Consider the following 22,345-nt stretch of genomic DNA (forward strand, 5'->3'; position numbering starts at 1 on the left):
TCACCTCGTTTCTGCTCTTCTGTCAGCATCATTTATTTCCGGCTTCTGCGCCCTGCATTGTTTCCAGAATCTGCTGATAAATGCGTGCGTTCGTATAGATAATATAATCCGACGCTTTTGTACCATCAATTTCCTTACTATCCTGATCAAGCAGCACGGCTGTCAGGCGCACCTTATAGTTGGCATATGTATGTCCCTTTGCTTCAAATGCTTCTCCAGTAAGCGGCGTAAAATCAATATAAGCAAATTCCTGCTTATCCTCACTTGAGACAAATGGCTTCGTCCACTGGCGTGATTTTTCTGATGAAGAGGAAGGCTCCCCGGCAGCTTCCATACGCATAGACATAAGATATTCTCCAATCTCTAACGGCGTCTCTGCATAAGCTCCGTCCTGATTCTTTTGGAACAGTTCCAGCGTATACCGAATCTTTGCCGCCTTCTTAAGAACAGCGGAATCCACACTGGAATAATCATACTTTGCCCTCGTTTCAATCGTATCAGAAGAATTCACCTCATCGCTTGGATTAATTCCCAGCTGGCGCGTAGCATCACTGATTCCGGCGATTGCAGAATACTCCAGACTGGCTCTGGATGGATTCGTAGTATAATAGCGGTTTTTATCCTCACTTGTACCTTTATTCGTGGTGATCGGCAGCTGGCTTGCCGTATTTGCAATGGCGGATGCTGCAACAACCGACATACCACTACTGTCACTGCTGTCCGATGTATTTCTCTCAGGGAAATGATCTGCAGTCACATAAGTAAGTATAATTTCTGCCGTAGCAGTTATTGCTGTCTCATCACTTTTCGCCGTCTCCAGCGCTTTTTTCAGCTCACTGCCTCCGTATTGCAGCGTTAATGTATCAAGTCCCGCTACGTTCTGGAGCTTTTCTTCTTTCTTAACATTCAATCCATTGCCTGTCAGCGTATATGTATAAGATACATTCTCCGTACCAATCACATCATATTCACCACCGTTTAATTCCTTCAGGTATTTTTTCAGACTGACATCAAATCTGTGATAAAATTCAGACGGACCGACTTTATCAAATCGATCTTTTCCTGCTTCTGTCAGCTTCAATGTACTTTGCAATTTTATTTTTACACTGTCTCCATTTTCCATGACCGTATCACTTATCTCGCTTCCATTATGAACACGAGTCGTGGAAACCGTAAATTCCTGCTCAACGCCATTGTATACCACATAGCCGGATCCGGACTTCCTTTCATCTGACGTAATTTTAGCCGGAAGTGTTCCCTCTTTACGGGAAATCGCTCCATAATTTAACCGATTGTTGATAACGGAATATCCTGCTGTTTCCGGAACCTGAACAGTCAGATAATATCCCTCACTTCGAGCTTCTGATTTGGATGCTTCCGTGATCGTTATACGATACTTGCTGACATCCTTATCCTTCTCTTCTGCCCTGCGGTAACAGGTCGTTCCTACTCTGACTGTTGCTTTCGCCGGATCATTTTCTACTACGTAATACGTTGTTCCTTCTGTTTCCTCCGTGACCGCATCTGAAACCGTCATATCGAGTAAATCACAGATATAGACCGGGCAAAATGGAGTCTTTCCATCTGATGTCATCATCTGTGCAAAATCAAATTTATGCAGATCTTCTGTACCATCTGTCGTATAAGTATAGTACTGCTTCGTCTGCCTGTCTACCAGTGTCAGACGTGTCCCGGATGGCAGTAAAGTCTTCCCGGATGCTGCCGTACTGCCCGATGCCAGATCCATGATTTTGTCGTAATACCACAGCAAATTCTCCCCGTTATCCAGCATCGACTGCCAGTCTGTATCTTTCTCATAGCTGTATTCTATGTAAGCAGTCAGTGGTTCATCGAAGCCAGCTGTTGCATAATGATTGGTTGCTTTATCATTCATTGGATAGTCCGCTGCACAGTAATCCGTTCCCGCAAGAAATCTTGTCTTAAAGCTGATATAGAGCACCTTTTTCACCAGCACCGGTATGTACAAATGAAACGGCTCTGCTTGATTGTTGGTCGGATTCGCATAAGTGACATCCAGCAAAGTAAACTGACTGTTCTGATTGTCGTAGGCATTCGGAACGATGCTGATTTTCTTCGCCTTACTGATACTTAAGCTCGCACTCTCTTTCGCTTTAAAAGAATTCTGTGTGGTATCCCACTGATAAGTTGTTGCGGTAATGCTATTCTTCTGTTGTTTCACACCTGTTCCGCTGCTGACATTCGTCATGGCAGCTATGTAATTCCAGATCATCGTATCCACATCTGCGGTGTTATTTACCACAAGTACCGGAAAATCAACGTCATCACTCACGGTGGTAGTGGCGCTTTCTTCTTTCCTGTACGTCGTCACGTAGGCATCCTTGTCCGTATCTAAGAAATTCACAAATTCTGCTTTTTTCTCCAGTAAATTCCAATAAACATCAGAAGCAGGTGTCTTTTCCTGTAAGCCCTTTAAAACAGCGCCGGCTGTTGTACTGCCTTTCTGCATTCCGACACCATTACCGGTCATAACTGTGCCGTCAGCAAAAGGTACCTCGCTCTTCGGATTAACATCCAGCCATGGGCTGGCAGATGAAGATGTTTTGTCTGTGGAATTGATCGGCTGATACGTCTGATCCACAAATGCATCTGCATAAATGATCGCAGCAGTTCCATTTTTTGTACCGATATCCTTCTGCGGAAAGACATCATCCCCCTGAACTGCAACCGCTACCAGATTGACTGTACCATTTACTCCGACTTTACCAATCCAAAAACCTGACGTATCTATCTGTTGGATATTTGCAGTCGATAACTCATCTACCTTCGCTTTGTTATTATAACCAAATTTACAATTCTTTGCTAACAGATTATATCCACTGACTTTGTTACTGTACTTATTCGTAGCATTGTTTTCCGTATTACCAACTAACAATGCTGCGTATCCTTTATCATTATAAGTTACTCCAATCACATTAAAAAACTCTATATTGGATGCCTTGATACTGCCATCCATAGCTCCGACAAGACCACCTGTATACCGACCAAGAATGTTCACATTTTCTTCCTGACAATTTTGAAATGTGGCTGTTCTGTTCGGGTTGACATATCCAATAAATCCACCGATCCAGTTCATATCTGTCTTAATATTGATATTTTCTTCTCTACAGTCACGAATTGTCACATCTACAGCTGAATAGCCTACGAAACCACCGGTAAATTGCTGACCATTGATGGTCGAATCCGACGTAATCTCTACTTCTGAAATCGTCAGCGGTCTTTCGTGAAATCCGATGATACCTCCTGTGCAGGCGCTTGAAGATTTCTGGTTGGAATTGATCTCTAGCGTAATCTTCATAGAAGCAAGGGAACATTTCTTCACTTCGAGCGTACCACCTTTTCTGCCTTCTGCCAACAAACCACCAAGATCTCGCAGATTTTTGCCTGAAACACTCAAATTCTGTGCGCTTACATTCTCTACTGTTACAGAACTGTAATCATTCGCGCCCACAAGACCACCGGCAGCAGCTGTATAAAAGTTCTCTGCATGTGTGGTAACAGATAATTGATCTACATCTTTTACAGAACTATCTTCATTTCCGGTAATTGACAAAGTACCATAACTAATATTCCATCCAACTAATCCACCTGTACTTCCATCGTTATAAACCCATTTTGTTACCTTTTCGTTCTGAATCGTCCAGTTGGTAAAAGATACATTCCTTTTCGCTCCACTATATCCATCAATATAACCAATGGCTCCACCCGTCATGGTACCACCATATACGTTTATATTTTCCAGATTAAACTGATCAAAGGTTACAGTAACACTGGAATTGGCAGTTCTTGCAGCAAAACCTCCTACCCCTATATGCACTTCCGGATCCGTTCTTTTTGTCACGCACATTAATTTACCATTTATATCAAATAATCCAAGCTTAACGTTTCCTGATATCTTAAGATGATTTACCTTACACCCATCTGTAAAGTGAAAATCCACAAACAGTCCGGCACCCTGATTTCGCCATGTACCACTGCTGTATTCCGTGTGATAATCATTCTGATTCATATTTAAGGTAATCAGTGTGTCTTCTGTCCTGTCGGTGTTGATGCTCTTAATCAATAAATTGCGGCGATATACTTCAGGAATACTACAGTTACTGCTCCAAACATGCTTATTATTTCCATAGCTGGAACCGATTCCCCGGAAACCATTTCCGTAGCTGCTCATATCTATGCTGCCTGTTTCAAACGTGAGCATAACCGGAATATTGGTATTAGCCAAAGTACTTTTCCCGGCCAGACGGGCAGCCGCATTTCCTGTGGTATAATTCTTCACCAGATAAGACATGCGACTTTTTGCCGTATCGCTGCCTGCAGTACTTACCACTCCGCCCCAGTACGCTTCATCCGCAAGATTCTTATCCTCAGCTGACGCTGTTCCAATTCCTTCGTAGGATGCAGTACGTGGTTTGCCATATTGATAAGCATCCACAAATTTGCTGTCAACATCGGTGTAACTACCACTGGAGTCCATCGCCCCTGCACCACTGTTTACAATTGCAGAAAGCAGCCACAATCCCTGGGCAGATGTTACGGTAACATTCAGGCTTTCATCTGATTCGCTTACCTGAAGGTCATTTGTTCCTGCTGTCAAAGTCGGAATGGTATAGTTTTTATCTGTGTTATCTACAGTGCATCCTTCCGCGCAAGCATAGCCATCCAGAACACGTCCAACATAAGGATTGCGGTAAAAATAATTTCCACCGTTTGATGCTGTTTTTCCATCGGCTGTGCCATCTTGCTTTACCATATTCACTGTTTTATTGGAAGCTACCGCATCTGTGCACGCTACTTTAAAGGTATTGGATGTTCCATCCATATTTCGGAACACCACACCGCCACCGGTCTTTTCGTAGTCCGTATTTTCTTTGACATGGGTTGCGCCGCCGACCAGCCCTACGTAGCCGCCTGCTGCAATCATATATGAACAAGTTCCACTGAATGTCACGGAATTCGCAGCATAATTTACTGACACATGATCAATGATTGTATCCCCACCCATGCAGTAACCAACCACGCCGCCAAAAAACGGATTTTTGTCGCTTCCAGGAAGACTTTTTGCCTGCATGGTGATCGTTGCCTGTGAATAATCCACAATCAGATCTTTCACGACACTTCCCCGGCTATAATCAATCAGACCGCCAAAGCTGTCTTTATTCGCATTGGTTCCTGTTAAGGCAACTGTAGTATTATTCTTAGAGGCACCTACAATGACTCCGCTGAATGGATTCTCTTTCGTACCAAGACCGCCAAAGCTTTCTGCTGACAAAGTAATATCCTTATCAATCTTGTAATATGCATTCAGCAGATAGCTCGTTGCTTTTCCCTCATCAGCTGCGCTTCCGCTCTCGTTCTTCCAGACTCCGTTCTCCCAGGTATAAGTAATATCTGTTCCTGTTGCATCACTTGTTGCTCCATTTAGGAGATGATATCCTTCCGCAGTCTGTGCCTGATTTTCCAATACTTTTGAATTGAAAATTGCCTGGAATTTTGAAACACTGCCCGGACTCTGAATATAGGCTGCCAGCGAACTCAGCTGATGCGCATTTTCAATAATATACGGATCACCATACGTTCCACATCCTTTCAGGAGACCGGTTGTCTTCTGGTTGATATCTAACTCATACTTGCTTTCATTGATATTCTGCTGCGTATAGACGTAACGGATAAATTTCGAGCTGCTATATCTGGATTTTACATACTCTTCATTAGCCGTTTGATTCTGTTCATCTGTGATATAGCTGTCACTATCATAATACTGATGCTGCTTATCCGGATTGCGCCCGGTTGTTCCTGTATTCGTCAATTCTACACCGTAAGTGACCTTATCATCCGTACTGTTGAAATTATACGTACCGGTACCTTCTGAAGAATACATAAAGGATTCTAAAAGAGTTGCCCTGGTAAATATTGTATGGGTTGTATGATAATCAACCAGCTCATTCCCATTGTTATAAACGGATGTAGACTTCGATGTATCCTCTTTCAGACGCCCATCCAGTGCAATATTGGAAAATGAAAGAGTCAACTTCGTTGCCGTCGCACTGCCGACTTTACCGATCAGACTGGTTGCTGCGTAATCAGTTGTCTTACCAGATCCTTCTCCTGTCGTATACCCTTCTCCTGTAGAAAGCGCATTTACTGTTAATTTGACTGCCTGATCCATCTGGTTAATCAGAAGCGGTGCATACGCTGCGCCATCTTTTGCAATCTCCGTCACACGAATTCCAGCCAGTGTCACATTATTCAGGCTGATTTCAACGATATTGTTGACCGGATCACCGATTACGCTTCCATAAATCAATGCACCGGAACTGTATGTACCGGCATCTGCTGCACTTTCTTTTCCTATCGTTCCCAAAAAAGAGGTATTTATTACCGCTATGTTGTGAGTGGTATGATAAAATAATCCGTGCTGCATCAAATAATGCTGATGGTCAGAATCTGACAGTTGTTTATTCTTACTTTCCGTCTCTTTTGCATTCATGCCATCATAATCAAAGGTCACACTGGTCGCCGTCTGATTCGTTCCAAGATTCACAACTCCCAGCGGTGTCACCGGATAGTAGGAATATCCAGTCAGGTCAATCGGACCGGTGATCGTGACATCTGTCTGCTCTCCCTGACGGAAGTAGCCTCTGATATTCGGAGCAGCATACTGTGCCACACTCCAGAGAACCATATTTTCCGGTGATGTGACACTGTCCACATTCAAAGCCGAATTATTCTTCCTGTAACTGTCCAGATTGTAGTAGTATCTTGTATTTCCATTTTTATAATTGCCTAACTGTCCGGTATAGGTATTTCCTGTACCTTCTATATCAATACGCTCTGCTGTTTCATTCTCGTCACGCACTGCCAGAGAAACTACTGCATTACTGTTTCCTGCATCATCCTTCTTTGTCGTACCGACCAGTTCATCGAAGTATTCTGAGTTTCCGATATCAAGTGTTACCGCATCACTGCCAATCTTATAAGCAACGTCGGAAGCATTTCCCCATGTACCTGCCTCGAGATACAGTGCAGACTCTACATTTTCACTTTGTGTCACTTTGATCAGGCCAGTTCCCACCAGCAGACCGCTTGGCGTATTCTTCGTTGATTTTCCGGTAAAGGTTGTTGCCTTATTCTCTGTTTTAAATACAATACTGTTCGCAGCAGTTGCATTCCAGTATCCGGTTGCCTGATATACCAGACCGCCAAACTGAGCCTTTGCATTCAATTTGGCTCCGGAAATCGTAACTCCGCTTTTGCTGGCTGTATTGTCCACAGATGCAGCAAAAACCACATTTGTGTTCTTCCACTGATAGCCAAGAAGTCCGCCACTGGTGTTATTTGCACCATTAGTATTAATATTCTCTTTCTTCACCTGAAGATTTGATATCTTAATCGTTGTGTATGCTGACGTGTAAGAATTACTGGTACCATTCTGTGTTTCGCCCCTGCTGACTGCGATCAGACCACCGACTTTAGCATTGGAAGCAGATTTTGATGTGATGGAACCGCTTAATGTACATGTGTCAACCAACACTTCACAGTCTCCCATCACTTCTGCCGCCAGACCACCAATTCTCTGATTATCCGTATTTCGTTCGTCAATAAACGAGGACTCACTTCCCAAGGTACAATTCTTGAAGGTCAATACTTCACTTTCACATCTTCCCAGTAAGCCTGCCTGCCAGACGTGGAGCTTTTTTGCATCAGTTTCTTCTGAAACAGATACTTTGGTATTAACAGTCACATTTTCAAAAGTTGTATTCCCACTTGCCAGACCGATTGCCGCTGAGACGAATGCCGGATATCTGATATCACCTGAATTTTCTTCCTCCTTTACATTCTTAGGAACTCTACAGGCAACAGTGCCCGCAATTGTGAGATCCTGAATTGTCACATTACCGGCGAACGGAATCAGCGCCAGACTATAATGTGCATCTCTCTGATCACTCCTCTTTGCATAAAGCTGCCCTGCTGCATTTCCTTCTGTACCTGAAACATTTGCACCATACGTTGTCCCAATGTCCAAAGTAATCGTATGACTGTTTCCGTTCAGTGTTCCGGCAAATCTCTGCGCAGTATCCTCAATGTTATCTTCTTTACCAATACCCAGAATACCGGTGCCGGTAAGATCAATATCTCCGGTAAGTGACACTGCCTGCGATTTTGTCGCATCTACCGGCTTAGCAAAGCTCAGTGCCGCAGAGCTTCCTGTGTATGCCTTCGAGAGATCAAAAGCCAGTACATATGCCGCAAATGCATTGGCACTGCTAATTTCTGATCCGTTTCCATTCTGCACCTGAACCGTGTGTGCATCTTGATCAAATGTAACCACACCATCGTTTCCTTCAGATAGTTTATCGCCGAGGCGTATTACTGCACCCCAGTTTCCGATATCGGAACCGCCTCTATCCGCACCGGAATAACGGGTAAGACTCCATCCGCTTCCTTCTGCATTCAAGCCATTGCCATTACCAAGTGCGTACACCAGTCCATCATCGTTGTTTCCCACAATCTGACCCACATGATGGTATGCAGTTGTAATCTTCTGATCACTTAGATCTGTAGATCCGTGCAGACGCAGTACACCCTTTACCAGATGCCCCACCAGACCTCCCCGGCCATCCACATTGTCGGCATCGTATGAAAGGTCACTACTGCTTTTCAATGCTACATTACCCACATTGAGCAGCCCATCATTCATTTTTCCAACCAGTCCGCCAAAGCTGGCTTTCGGATCCTTCTTCATATCAGCTGTAGTTGCTGATACGTTTTCTATCTCAACATAACTCTTTTCGGATATGACGCCAATGATTCCACCATAAGAACTATTTACATTCGCACCACCTGAAGTACTTGCATCGATTGCTTTATCAAACTCACCTTTGATCGTCAGCGTATTATCCATCTGATCTGACTGATACGTTCCGATTATTCCGCCAAAGTTCGTAACCGTACCTGATACTTCCGCTGTCATGGTATTTGCTGTACTTGCAGAAATAGAAATCGCAGTCTTCGCCGTACTGGTATTTTCCAGCAGGCCGAACAGACCTCCGACATCCTGCCCACCGGAAATCACAAGCTTCTTAAATTGATAATCAGAAAGATCACAACTAACTGCTTCCCCTTTCGTAACAAGCCAGTAACCGTTCAGACCTCCGGCTGCTGATGTACTTCCTGCCTTTACTGTAAGTGTATCTGCAAAACTAAAGGCTGTCGTCTGTTCTTTTAACTGAATGCTTCCATCTGTTACACTACCAACAAGACCTCCTGCATTTCCGGAATCAGAAGTGACTTGATCTATGGAACTTCCTGCAATCTTCAATCCTGCATCCGTCTCCATATGACCGACAAAGCCACCTGCATCCATCCCCGCTTCCGTCGCTTCGACTTTGATGCTTCCTGCATTGGAAGCTTTCTTAAATTCTGCTGTCAGTGAAGTGTTTTCAGCCATTGTATTGCAAAAAAGACCCGTATGGCTCGATGTACTTATTGTCAGTTCTTTTGTAAACTGATTTTCAAAAGTCAGAGTGGCACTGGTTCCTTTTTCCATTGTACCGATCAGGCCGCCGATGACTGCATTTGATATCTTGTCTGAATTCAAATCCCTAAGTACAATTTTACCGGTTAAACATTCATCCGCTCCGCCTTGTTTTAATTTTCCTGCCAGCAAAGGTTCCTGCATGGAAGGTGTGCTTTCTGAAATACAAAATGGGATTGTTCCAAGTTTTGCTTTTGTCGAAAGCGCATTAAAGAGAGAACGAGATGCCGCTATAGAATACTGTGTGGCAGCGGTTCCCTGATCCAGCTCAAACGCTCCTTCATAAGGGCTGGTTTCATCACCCAGCCCAAGGAAATTGTAGCTGGTTCCATTTAAGGTTAAGGGCTGGGTAAGATCCCAGCCTGTTGTTGTAATTAATCGAATAGTATACGTAGAATACTGCGCCGGGTAAACATTAGATAACAAAATTAATCCTTCCCCATCTGTAACCTCTACAGTATTGGTTTCCTGATCAACTTTCAATTTCCCGGATAATTCAGCTGCTTTATCCAGACTCAGACTCGGACTATCTGCATCAGACTCCAGCCCTTCTGCCAAAAGCTCCAGTGATAACTGAACCTGCTCCGATTCTTCCGCGGCTGCTTCTGTCTGAACCTCCTGCTCCTTTGAGTCTTCTTCCGAAGCCGCAGAATCGCCGTCCTCAAAATCGTTCTCTGCTTCTACTGAACTCTCATATCCTTCTGCGCGTTCTGCCAGTGCCGGTAACGTCGTACTCATCACCATACCTGCCGCCAGTCCGACTGCTATGACACGTCTTATCCAACTATTTCTTCTCGTCATTATTTTCTTTCAACCTTTTCTGTAAAAGTAACCTTCACCAACTGTTCCAGTTCTGCCCAGCTTTTTCCACTTAATGCTGATAGCTCTTCAGGGTTTCTGTAAAACTGAAACTGAACAGCCGTCGTCGCGCCATCCACCTCAAAGCTGTACGTTCCGCTCTCCTGCGTGCCATTCGTAGCCCATTTACTCAGCTGCAGACTCTTCGGCCACGTCATAGTCACTGTCCCTGCTCCATTTCCGGATATTTCATAATTAAAAGCATCATATGCATCCGGATCCTTGGTCTTTGAATCAAGAAATTGTCCGGTCCAGCTTTTGACCGCTTCATAATCCGCAAAAGAAAAGACAGCCGCAAGCTTCTGACGATTTACAGTCTCCTTACTCTCTTCGGATGGCTCGGCAACCACCTGAATCTTCACCTTATCCTTTAAGTCGACCGGTATCACAAATTGATACCAGTTTTTCTTTGCACTTCCGGTCTTTAATGTCTGATTTCCCAGGGTACACGTTCCATTTTCATTAAATAGATTGTTCTCCATCTTAATGTTTGTAATATTATCCGGAAGCTTTCCACCATCCATTGCATACAGCTGTGCGGTTACCTTATAGGTAATATCGTTAAGATTATACCGTTTACTGTCTCCCCAGACATAATTGCAGATCTGGATTGTGAAGGTACATGTTCCGTCCTTCTCTGCAAGCGAAATACGCTTAACCGGATAATTCACATCATCCAGATTCAGTTGTGAAAGATAGTTTGAGCTGAACATCGTATCACTTTGCGTTCCGGTAGACACCACTCGTTTCACACTGTTAAAGCTTGTATACGCTGCAAAGCTTCCATATATAGCAAGAGTCAGCACGCCAATGATAAAAAGAATCCCGGCCAGCCTGACCTGCCTGATCCATTTTCCTGTTTTTTTCTTCATTTTATTTCCTTCCTACGGTTTCGTTCTCTTTTGTAAGAATATCGGTATCTCACCTTATAGTCAAGACTTTTCCGTCGTAGAATTCGAATTTGTAATCGTTATTATCTATATACTTCATTTCTATATACTTTATTTCTATATACTTCCTCTCCAACTGGCATTGCTTCATCATCTCGTACACAACTCATACCGATCACCGATGATCGTTGCCAGACCATCGATCCCTTTTCTCAAATCAACAGTGCCGCACGCAAGGACTACACGGCTGATCCCGGCTGCGTCTTCAAGCATGGGACACCTCCCGTAAGATATTGCTCAGAAGAGTGTCTGAAATGTCATTGGAGTTCTCAATCTGAAATGACGCGGTCCGGATAACAGCCGCCGGCTCATCACCTTTATCACAAAATAAGAGCCTTGCCAAAGCAAGGCTCTCACTAAGCGTTTTTCTTCGAGTAAAGCGGACATTCGCAATCTGCGTTCAAAGAATCTATTCGGCTTTTCGGCTTGTGGTTACTGCATAACCCACGGTCTGGCTCCACAATCGGCTGAAACCGAGCCAGTCAATTGCTTCATCACCGCGATAGCTTCTACCGCCCTGACCGAGGCTGCCAGAAACACAACACAAGGAATACTGCACAACAAAAGGCTTCCATATTGCCGCATCCTGCTCTTACTTTTGTTGCTCATCATTTTTCTTCCCTTTCTATTTTAAAACCAGCTGTAAAGTATCCTCTATTTTTTTACTGTCAATCGGTTTTGCAATATGTGCATTCATTCCGGCATCGATGCAGTCCCTGATATCATCCTGAAATGCATTCGCTGTCATCGCAATGATGGGTATCTCTTTTGTATCTTTACGGTTCAATGTCCTTATCTGTCTGGTTGCTTCCAGTCCATCCATTACCGGCATCATGATATCCATAAAAATAAAGTCAAATCTGCCTGGAACGGATTGGGAAACAATATCCACAGCCTCCTTGCCGTTTTCTGCCGTAGTCACAACCATCTTTTCATCTTCCAGCAGCATTTTTGCAATTTCCAGATTAAGCTCATTATCCTCAACTAATAATACACTCTTACCCGACAGATCAGGCTTTTCCACTTTTTTTTGCTGTTCCTTCTCAGCATTATGATCAATCTCAAGTGGTATCGTGACGGTAAACGTTGTACCTACATTTTCTTTACTTTCCAGTTTGATTGTTCCGTTCATCCTGTCCACAATATCTTTTACAATAGAAAGTCCAAGTCCGGCACCACTATAGCCATTCGTTGTTTCTTTTCCTTCCCGGGCATAGGATTCAAATGCATGTTTCTGAAATTCTTCGCTCATACCAAGTCCCGTATCAGAACATACAAATTCAAAAACCGCCGTCTTGTCATCACTTGAAATCTCATTGCAATACAGGATGACTTTACCACCTCTTCGGTTATATTTAACTGCATTTCCGGCAAGATTCATAAGAAGGCGGGTTAGATATTCCTCACTGCCAATAACATATCTGTGATGAAAAGTACTCATGGAAGCGCCGCCTTCAAAGCGGATACCATACTCCTTTGCATTTGTCTCAACAATCGAAATCTGTTTGACGAGCATTGCAAGCAGATCAAATGGCTTGTTTACCAACTGTAATGTTCCAGATTCTACTTTTCCGATATCCAGGACATTATTCAGAAGGGACTGCAGATAGTCCATGGATTCCATTACCTTTGCTTTACATTCATATAATCTTTCTTTATCGCCATAATAACGCTCTGATATATTGAGCATCCCAATAATTCCATTTAAAGGTGTCCGGATATCGTGGCTCATATGTCTCAAAAAATCTGTCTTTGCACTGTTCGCCTTTTCTGCCTGCTGCTGTGCCTCTTTTGCCTTTTTCTCTGCAATTCTGGCTTTTCGGAGTAATCCAAGTATCAGTATCAGCACGATCAAAAAAACAGATACAACAAGCACCGTAAAGCCCCAGAAATTGTCCCTTATAAACTCCTTTGCCGTAACTTTCTTCAGATTATTGTCATACATATACACAGCATTGGAGAATTTTGAAGCAGACATTGTTTTTATCGTCTTATTCAGGACAGACAGCAGCATGCTGTTTCCACGTCTGACTGCAAAAGACACCATGCCGTACTTTTCCAGAAAAACACTGTGCAGTTTATTATCATCTGAATATTGCTTCAACTTGCCTGAGTCCATGATCATGCAGTCTGCTTTTCCATTATAAACAGCCTTTTTTGCATCCTCCCAGGCAGCATATTCCCTCACATGCCACTGTGGATAATTATAGGAAACATAAGACTTCAAATCACTGTCTTCTCTTGGTATCGCAACCGTATTTTCAGCATTTTCATCAAAACTCTTTTTAACCGTTGCAGCCGCCATATTATACTTCCAGACAGTATCTGTCAGATCATAGCCCAGATCTTCGGCAGCATTTGTATTTTGCATCACATGAAAAATCATATCAATTTCTCCATCATGCAACGCTTTTTGCATATTCTCTTGTGAATCATACCCCTTGAGATCAAATTTCAAAGTCTGTCCTTCCAGACAGTTTTGTGCAAGCTTGGTGTAATCCATGATCAGGCCACTCACTTTTCCGGTTTCTGGATCAAGAGTACTGACCCCGCCATCGTTTATCAAATAACCGATTTTGATTGTTCCATGCTCTGACAGCCATTTCTGTTCTTCTCCCGTCAGAAAATATACACTGTCCACTGACAGAAACTGCTTATGCAGTTCATCTGCATAATAAGGATCATCATCTGTGATCTTTCTCATAGCATTATCCAGCTCTGTCTTTAAATCAGAATGACTCTGGCCGATTGCAAAATATATTTTTGAACTTCCGAGATTCGTTAAGGCCACCATTCCGTACCCATCCAGACGGGAATCCTCTAACGATACAAAAGCATCAATTTCTCCGTCTGCAATTTTCTTCAAAGCATCCTCATTATTTGAAACATTGACATGCTGTGTATGCAGATCATATTTCTTTTCCCACTCGTTCAATACCATTTCCGACAGGTAACCCATAAGCACCCCAATCTTTTTCCCATTGAAAGATGCAGTGTCAGAGGATGAGATGTCTGTATGATCGGGTTTCACATAGACATAATATCTTTCGTCTCCCATTGGAATAGCGGAAAAAAGCATAGTCTCTGCCCGTTCCTCCGTATAAGAGATTCCTTCTATCATATCCAGCTCATCATTTTTTAATTTGTCGAAACAATTTTCCCATGTACAATCTACATATTCATATTTCCACCCGGTATAACCTGCGATTTTCTGCAGATATTCATAGCCGTATCCGCTTCTTTTTCCATTTCCATTTATTTTATCATATGTATCATCCGGTACACCAATCCTGACAATTTTCTCTTTCTGATTTTCTGCTGCAAAAGCATAAACCGGACAGATTGAAAAAAGGATGCAACTGCACAATATTATAATGATACCCCTTTGCAATACTGATTTATTCATTTTTATCCCTTTACGTGGCATTGTAATTACTCTAATTTTGCATTTTTCTATTTTACAGTGTCAAAATATCCAATGATTCCAATGTATCCATCCTTCTTTAAAGGCGACCACAATGTATGCAATTTCATTCTATACATACCTTATAATCGTTTTTATAACTTCATTAATCACAATCGGCTTTGACAAATGTGCGTTCATTCCTGCATCCAGTGATGCCTGAACATCTTCTGCAAATGAATTAGCTGTCATTGCTATAATAGGAATGTTTTTTCCATCCGGTCTGTCATTCATTGCCCTGATTGCTTTTGCCGCTTCATAACCATTCATTTCAGGCATCATGATATCCATCAGGATTACATCAAATGTGCCTTCCGGATGATTTCTGAAAATTTCAACAGCATTCTTTCCATCCACAGCTCTTTCTACATTCATCCCGAACTCTTCCAACTGCACGGCAGCAATCTCTGCATTCAGTTCATTATCCTCTGCAAGAAGGACATTCACACCTGTAAGATTCACCTTTTCAGAAATACCTGTGTCTGGCTTATTGCATTCCTTATCTGTAATTTCCAAAGGAATATCCACAGTAAATGTGGTTCCCTCATGCTTTTTACTCTGCACGGAAATGGTTCCACCCATCATATCTACATACTTCTTTACGATAGCCATCCCCAGTCCAACTCCATGGTACTGCGTTCTCACACCGGAATCTTCCTGTGCAAATTCCTCAAAAACTTCTTTTGTAAATTCCTCACTCATGCCAATACCAGTATCCGAAATGCGGTAACGCATATTTATATATCCATCCCCGCCCTTTTCCTGACACCGGGCTTCAAAGGTAATCGTCCCTCCATCCGGAGTGAATTTCACGGCATTGCTCAGAATATTGACCAGCACATCGCGCAGGCGTGCAGGATCCGCAAGTACATTTGGAATCTTTGCTTCTTCACGCTGAATTTTAAAGTTGATATCCCTGTTCATAAGAAAACCTTTTGTAATATCCAATGCAGAATCTGTAATGTTTTTCACATCCGCCGGTACCGGATTGTAATTCACTTTTCCACTTTCGATGCGGGTCAGATCTAATATATCATTGATCAGCGACAGTAAATGCTCTGAGCTTTCGTCAATCTTTTCCAGACAATTTTTCACTTCGTCTGACGGATTGTTTTTCATTGCAATACCGGTAAATCCTATGATTGCATTCATCGGTGTCCTCATATCATGGGACATATGTGACAGAAATGCTGTTTTTGCCTTGTTTGCAGCCTGTGCATGCTCTGCCAGTTCCGCCATTTCCTCAGCTTTCTCCTGGGCCGCCTTCTGAGCTTTTTTTCTTGCACTGAGACACACCATTATCACAGCCATAGTAGTCAGCAGCAATCCAAAAATAAGTAGAACCCAAACAGTAACAACAGGATGCAGACGGATCCAGTTAACAAGTGTCAGCTCTGTTGCTTTGTATGTGGTATACTGTGCTGCAAGATCTTCAACAAGATATTTGGGCATGGCATACATTGCTTTCGTCAGAATACCAGCCAGCGCATGGTTCTCAGTTGATGAAATTACCATGCGGTAGGTGAATGTAGGCTGCTCCAGCAGAGTATATGTCATGGTGCCCGTAGTGTCACTGTTCACAAACGCCTGTGCCATGTAATAGTAGACGAAGGCAGCATCTGCTTTACCCTCACGGACAGCTTCCATCATTTCCTGTCGGGTACTGCACATCAGTTTTTCTGCACCGGGTGCCATTGCATCTTCAATTGAATTTGATGCTGTCTGGTCAACAGTAGTAACAACATTAATTTTTCCATCAAAGTCACGCCGTGTCACCCTTGCCAGCTGCATCGTAATGAAAGGTGCAGTAATCCCCCATTTTTTCGTCTCAGCATAGTTATCTGTTTCCAGGCGCGCATCGATGCTCATATCTGTGGTTTCCGTATTTTTCTGATAAGCAATATACTCATCTCTGGTAGCAGGTGTCAGAAACTCATAGGAAATCCCGGCATAGTCTGCAATTTTCCGGAAGTAATCCGGGATAATACCCTTCATCTCACCATTTTCATTATAAGAATATGGATAACGGGTCGGATCACACAGAACATGAAGCGGGTTGTCCTTGGAATACTGTGAAATAATACTTTTTTCTTTCTCCGTATATTCCAGATTCTTAGTTTCTATGCTTTCATAATTTTTATTATAAAGCGTCGTTTTCCAGTCACCCTCAACTGCATTCATCTGGTCGATTGCATAATTGATCTCATTCAGCAATTCTGTATTACCTTTTTTAACAATGACATAGAAATCGCTGCTGCCAAATTTATCCACGATTCGCTCATTGTTTGTTTTTCTCAGAGAACTGGTAACAATCGCATCAACTTTTTCGCTCTGAAGGGCTTCATCCATTTCTGTGGTCGTATCAAAATAAGATGGAACATATGTAAATCCTTTGTCGTCTGCAAAATCCGCAAACTCTTCATTCCGGGTGTTTCCGTTCAAAAGCGCCACACGCATACCGTTGTAAGTGCTGTAATTGCCGTCCACAATCGTGCTGTTGTCACTGCGGACGGTCAGCATCCCATAATTGGTTCCGATCGGACGTGAAAAATCAAACTTTTCTTCTCTGTCCGGTGTTTTGCGGGCAGATGTTACCATGTCAATCTCGCCATCTTCAAGCATCTGCTGCATATCATCCCAGCTCTTATCATATCCGACATATTCGTAATCTACATCCCAATAACGGGCCATCAGCCGAAGAAAATCATAGCCATACCCACTACGGTTGCCTTCTTCATCCATCACATGATAACCATCCATGGCAAAGAAACCGACTTTGACAGTTTCATGCTGCGAACTGTCCTCGGCTGCGTATGCAGTCTGGGGAGAAAATATCATACACACGCATACAAAAGCCAGTAATACTGCCACATATTTCTTTGCTCTCGAAATCATATTAAACCTCCTGTCTGTCTGTCAAATATATTTCTCTATACATCTCCTTGTCAACCTCCTGTTTTAATAAAATTGCACTGCCGCATCAAATCCATTTGTCACTGTTCAGTAACCTGCATTTCTGTACCCCCCCCCGATTTTATGATTCTTATTGTCTTTTCCAATAGCTTCATATCCACCGGTTTTGAAACATGTGCATTCATGCCGGCCGCAAGGGAATGCTGAATGTCTTCTGAGAATGCATTCGCAGTCATGGCAATGATCGGAATCGTCTTTGCCAGTTCATGGGAACTTCTGCGGATTGCCTTCGTTGCCTCATAACCATTCATAACAGGCATCTGCACATCCATCAGAATCATGTCATAATCACCTGAAGCAGACTGTTCAAATGCTTTCAAAATCTCTTCGCCATTTTCACAGATGGTACATTCCGCACCTTCAATCTTTAACAGTTCCGTCAGGATCTCTGCGTTCAACTCATTATCCTCTGCACACAGGAATTTCATTCCCTGCAGAATATTTCCATCCTGCTCATCGGTTTCTTCTTGTGCCGCCAGAGCAACCGTTCTATCCTCTGCAATTTTCAGATCCAAGAGAACCTCAAAACAGCTTCCCTGTCCCAATTCACTCTCCACATCAATGGTACCTCCCATTGCCTCAACCAGATTCTTAGTAATCGCCATTCCAAGTCCGGTTCCCTGTATTTTATTTGTAAGGGAACTTTCCGCACGGGTAAACGGATCAAAGATTGTCTCTTTGAAATCTGCCGATATTCCCAAGCCATTATCGCTAACCAAGAAACGGTACTTTGCATAGACAGATGACTTTGTCTCACATTCTTCTACAAAGAACTGAATTTCCCCACCTTCCTGGGTATACTTCACTGCATTGGAAAGCAGGTTGCTGAAAATCTGCATCAGGTGAACCTGATCCCCATTCACCCACTCATGCTGAATATTTTCTTTTATGATTGTAAGGGTCTGCTGCTTTTCATATATTTGAGTATGAAATATAGTGTCAAGTTCCTGTACAAGATCCAGAATAGAAAAGTCAGAATACTTGAAGACTGTTTTTCCTGCCTCAATCTTGCTCATATCCAGAACGTCATTGATAATTCCCAACAGATGCTGTGATGAAATATCTATTTTATCTGCATACTCTATAACTTTTGCTTTATTACCTGCATCATGTCTGATCAAAGACGTAATACCAATGATTGCATTCATAGGTGTGCGAATATCATGTGACATATTCGACAGAAAATCTGTTTTCGCCTTATTTGCATTTTCAGCTGTCTGTAAAGCTTCTGTTGCAACGTTCTTTGCCTTTTTCAGTTTTTGATTGACTACTTCCATTTCCTTCATTGTTTGCAAATGAAGTTCATTATTTCTTTTTTCATATTCTGCTTTTTGATCTGCAAGACTAAGTCTGGAAATACTGTAGAATAATCCGGCAAAAAGTAAAAGTATAAAACCTGCCATGAGTGTTGTTGTACACAACACCGTTTTCTGGTAATCCCTCAGCACATTGTCAATAACTCCCTTTGCCACAATACATACCAAAATGGTGTTGTTGCTTTCTATCGGGCAATACCCCAGATAATAGGGGTTCTGTTTTCCCAAAAGTGCAACTCCGGATTCTCCGTTATCAAACTTCTTTTTGAACAAATCAGCCTCTTCTTCTGTAATAGCCTGTTCCCCTTTTAAATGTTTTAACAGAGAATAATTACGCTGGTATTTATCACCACTCTGGTTCGTATATGTAATATTTCCGTCATGATCCAGTATGAACAAATATGCTTTCCCGTCATAACCTTTCAGTTTTAACATGGAATCCAGTTTCGAATGATCATTCACAGTTCCAATTGCCGTATAAGTTTCTCCATTGATCGTGTATTCCTGACATGGAATCGCAACCAGATAACCGTCTTTTTTCTTCTGATCATAATCAAGACGCACCAGTTTTCCAATATTGTATCCATTCTTTAAGTCCAGCAGAAGTTTACTTGGCATATCAATCCGCATTTTTGTTCCACCTGCTGATACTGCCTGACCATTTTCCTGAATGAATATAAGGGTGCTTTTCGATTCTTTTTCCCATGCTTCAAAGAAATTTTTGTTCGTATCCGTTTCAAGAGACAGCTCCCTCTCATGAAGTAAAAATTCCTCAACCAACTGCAGCTGGCTGTAGTATCCACTCACCTGAAGATCATAGGTCTGCTGTATCTGTTCAACAACAGCTCTCATACTGCTTTTTCCATTTTCGCTGATATACTTATTAGACTTACTTATAAAATACTTGATACAAACTAAGCTTAAAAGAATAATAAGCAGTATAAGCAACAGCCTTGTTATTTTTTTTCTTTTGTTTACCGCTTGTTCTATCTCCACTTTTACTGTTCAACCTCTATATAATCTTCCGGTGCTGACGGCTGCTGTCCTTTTGACATTGCTGCGATCCATGCACTTGATAATGTTGTATCTTTAAGCTGCTCAATCTCACATTTCGGATTTATTTTTTTCAAAACAGACATTGTGGTGTCTGTAAGAAGAATCGAGTATTCCTTTTCTTTGTCTATTTTCTTATCATTAACTGTCAAGTCCTTTAACAAAAATCCACTTTTTGCTTGATTGACGATCATTTTCATACCGGATGCAATTGGTAATTCGTATTTATTGGTTACATAAAAATTCTCATCCGCATCGGCGAGATAATTTTCCACGAGTTCACAAACCTGTTTACCATTAATGTTTGTAAAATATAATGCTGTATCTGAACTCTTCGCTGTCATCATGCCAACCCGGCTGCTGGTGCATTCTCCTTTGTACATAGAAGAAGTGAAATAATAATATGGTGCCAGAGCCAGCTGTGCATCATTTTCTTCTCTGATCGTAGTTAAAATGGAAGATGCTGCATCACGGCCATTTCTATCGTTCAGTGAAATGGAATATTCATTTTCAAAATTCACCGTTGCTTTTTCTTCTGGAGCTTTACGATTCATTACACTGCGAAAAGTATCAAAAGCCTGTGTTTCATCCATTTCCCCTGACAGTAATCCGTGAACAGCCTCAAGACTTGCATCAAATGATTTTTGAGCGGAATATCGGATATAAACAGCATTATTATTAATTCCCTCTTCCAGTCCAGACACATCCTGCATCATGGTTGGAACATCTGTATTTAATGAAATGACACTGCTTCCACCCGCAATCAGCTTTTGCCCCTCTTCTGAAATCATACAATCCAGCACATCCAGTGCAGTATCCAGTTTCTCCCGGTCTTTTTCCAGGTTTTTGTTAAATGCAATGTTTAAGGACGGAGTCATGTACACATAGGATTCATCCGATGTCTGTGAAAAGTAAGGAATACGGATCAGCTCCGCATTCATCTGTTTCTGCAGCTGCTGCATAACCGTCGGATGTCCATGAAACATTGCTGATTTTCCCTCGACAAACATCTGGGTTCCTGTGTCGATGTCAATATTGATATCTTCTTTACCAAAGTGCGAGTCTTTAAGAAACTGACTGGTTTCTGAAAAAATACGTTTCCATAATGCATCATCAAACTTCACTTCATCCGCTGCAGTCTCTGCACCGTTTCGCCATTCAATACCATCCAGGCTTGTAAACTCACCGATTGCCGCCGCCTGAATTATTTCTTGATTTGACCAATCTTCACCAAGATCCATGGAATACGGTTTTATGCCATTATCATAAAACTGCTGACAGGCCTGTACATATTCCTCATAATTTTCCGGAATTTTAATTCCATACTGATCAAACAGTGTTTTGTTGGCAATGATCGTCTGCGGAATACCACAGATTGGCAGCCACTGGATTTCATCCTCCGCATTCTTATAATATTGCACCGCATAAGAATAATACTTGGAAACAACATCATAAGAAGCAAAATCCATAAGATAAGGCTGTAAGTCCTGTGCATCTGTTCCAGAAAATCGACGTACTGTTATGATATCCGGTAATTCATCATGTTCTTTAAAATAACTGTATAAATCGGTGTCATTGTTACCAATAATAAATTCAATATCCTGATCAGGAAACTGTTCATGGATATAGGGTGCAATATTTTTCATCAAACGATTTTCCCACAGATAAACGGTAAGATGATCATCGTTTTTAGATACTTCTTTCTTTGACTGTCCACATCCAGACAAGACAGCAGTTGCTGCAAGTACACCTGACACCACTGCTATCAGGCAACGTTTTGCCTTTTTCATACTTTTATCTTCCTCATTCTTTCCTGATAAATCCATTATTGTTACGTCTATGAAATAACACCGTAAAAAAACACTGTCAGACAGACAGTGCACCTCATTTCATGCAACTGGCTGCCATTTTACAGGCCCTGTAGCTTTGCGTCCCAGACTTTCATCTGGTTTGCCGATTTCCTTATTTAAATTATAGTTTGTGAATTTATGCCGCAAAAACTGATTTTATTATACTCTAGTGCTCTACTGTACACAAGAAAAACATCACTATTTTAACATTCAAAAACAAAAAACAAAAAAGAACAGCCGATACATATATTCGCACTCATTTAATACACGGATTGCTATAGGCAACTGAGTTACCAGAGCATCTG

Annotated in this window: 7 protein-coding genes and 1 riboswitch; all 7 genes read right to left on the reverse strand. The window is 42.1% G+C overall.

Annotated elements, in window-relative coordinates; translation table 11 throughout:
- Positions 1-28: 28 nt before the first annotated feature.
- The 7 genes from DXA57_RS13215 to DXA57_RS13240 all read right to left on the reverse strand — a co-directional run bounded on the left by DXA57_RS13215 (position 29) and on the right by DXA57_RS13240 (position 21,980).
- Positions 29-10,378, reverse strand: a complete 10,350-nt coding sequence (locus DXA57_RS13215; RefSeq protein WP_147345699.1) for a hypothetical protein — start codon at positions 10,376-10,378, stop codon at positions 29-31.
- Complete coding sequence (locus DXA57_RS13220; RefSeq protein ID WP_117767803.1) at positions 10,378-11,307, reverse strand: hypothetical protein; 930 nt, start codon at positions 11,305-11,307, stop codon at positions 10,378-10,380. The genes DXA57_RS13215 and DXA57_RS13220 overlap by 1 nt, the downstream gene beginning before the upstream one ends.
- Positions 11,308-11,475: 168 nt before the next feature.
- On the reverse strand, positions 11,476-11,598 hold the full coding sequence (locus DXA57_RS17540) for a transposase (protein WP_147345700.1): 123 nt from the start codon (positions 11,596-11,598) through the stop codon (positions 11,476-11,478).
- A 412-nt stretch (positions 11,599-12,010) separates the two neighbouring features.
- Positions 12,011-14,791: a response regulator gene (locus tag DXA57_RS13225; RefSeq protein WP_158571330.1), complete on the reverse strand. Its 2,781-nt coding sequence runs from the start codon at positions 14,789-14,791 to the stop codon at positions 12,011-12,013.
- Positions 14,792-14,920: 129 nt separating this feature from the next.
- Positions 14,921-17,743: a transporter substrate-binding domain-containing protein gene (locus tag DXA57_RS13230; RefSeq protein ID WP_117767805.1), complete on the reverse strand. Its 2,823-nt coding sequence runs from the start codon at positions 17,741-17,743 to the stop codon at positions 14,921-14,923.
- Positions 17,744-17,841: 98 nt separating this feature from the next.
- Positions 17,842-19,989: an ATP-binding protein gene (locus DXA57_RS13235; RefSeq protein WP_117767806.1), complete on the reverse strand. Its 2,148-nt coding sequence runs from the start codon at positions 19,987-19,989 to the stop codon at positions 17,842-17,844.
- Between the two features lie 146 nt (positions 19,990-20,135).
- Entirely contained in the window at positions 20,136-21,980 is a 1,845-nt protein-coding gene (locus DXA57_RS13240; protein ID WP_117767807.1) for an ABC transporter substrate-binding protein, read from the reverse strand.
- A 99-nt stretch (positions 21,981-22,079) separates the two neighbouring features.
- Positions 22,080-22,155, reverse strand: a riboswitch (cyclic di-GMP riboswitch).
- Positions 22,156-22,345 lie beyond the last annotated feature (190 nt).

It is taken from the genome of Blautia sp. OF03-15BH, from assembly GCF_003463065.1.
GTDB lineage: Bacteria > Bacillota > Clostridia > Lachnospirales > Lachnospiraceae > Limivivens.

Coding starts and splice junctions, on each gene's coding strand:
- DXA57_RS13215 (WP_147345699.1), bottom strand. CDS start 10,378: ATGACGAGAAGAAATAGTTGGATAAGACGTGTCATAGCAGTCGGACTG.
- DXA57_RS13220 (WP_117767803.1), bottom strand. CDS start 11,307: ATGAAGAAAAAAACAGGAAAATGGATCAGGCAGGTCAGGCTGGCCGGG.
- DXA57_RS17540 (WP_147345700.1), bottom strand. CDS start 11,598: ATGCTTGAAGACGCAGCCGGGATCAGCCGTGTAGTCCTTGCGTGCGGC.
- DXA57_RS13225 (WP_158571330.1), bottom strand. CDS start 14,791: ATGAATAAATCAGTATTGCAAAGGGGTATCATTATAATATTGTGCAGT.
- DXA57_RS13230 (WP_117767805.1), bottom strand. CDS start 17,743: ATGATTTCGAGAGCAAAGAAATATGTGGCAGTATTACTGGCTTTTGTA.
- DXA57_RS13235 (WP_117767806.1), bottom strand. CDS start 19,989: ATGAGAGCTGTTGTTGAACAGATACAGCAGACCTATGATCTTCAGGTG.
- DXA57_RS13240 (WP_117767807.1), bottom strand. CDS start 21,980: ATGAAAAAGGCAAAACGTTGCCTGATAGCAGTGGTGTCAGGTGTACTT.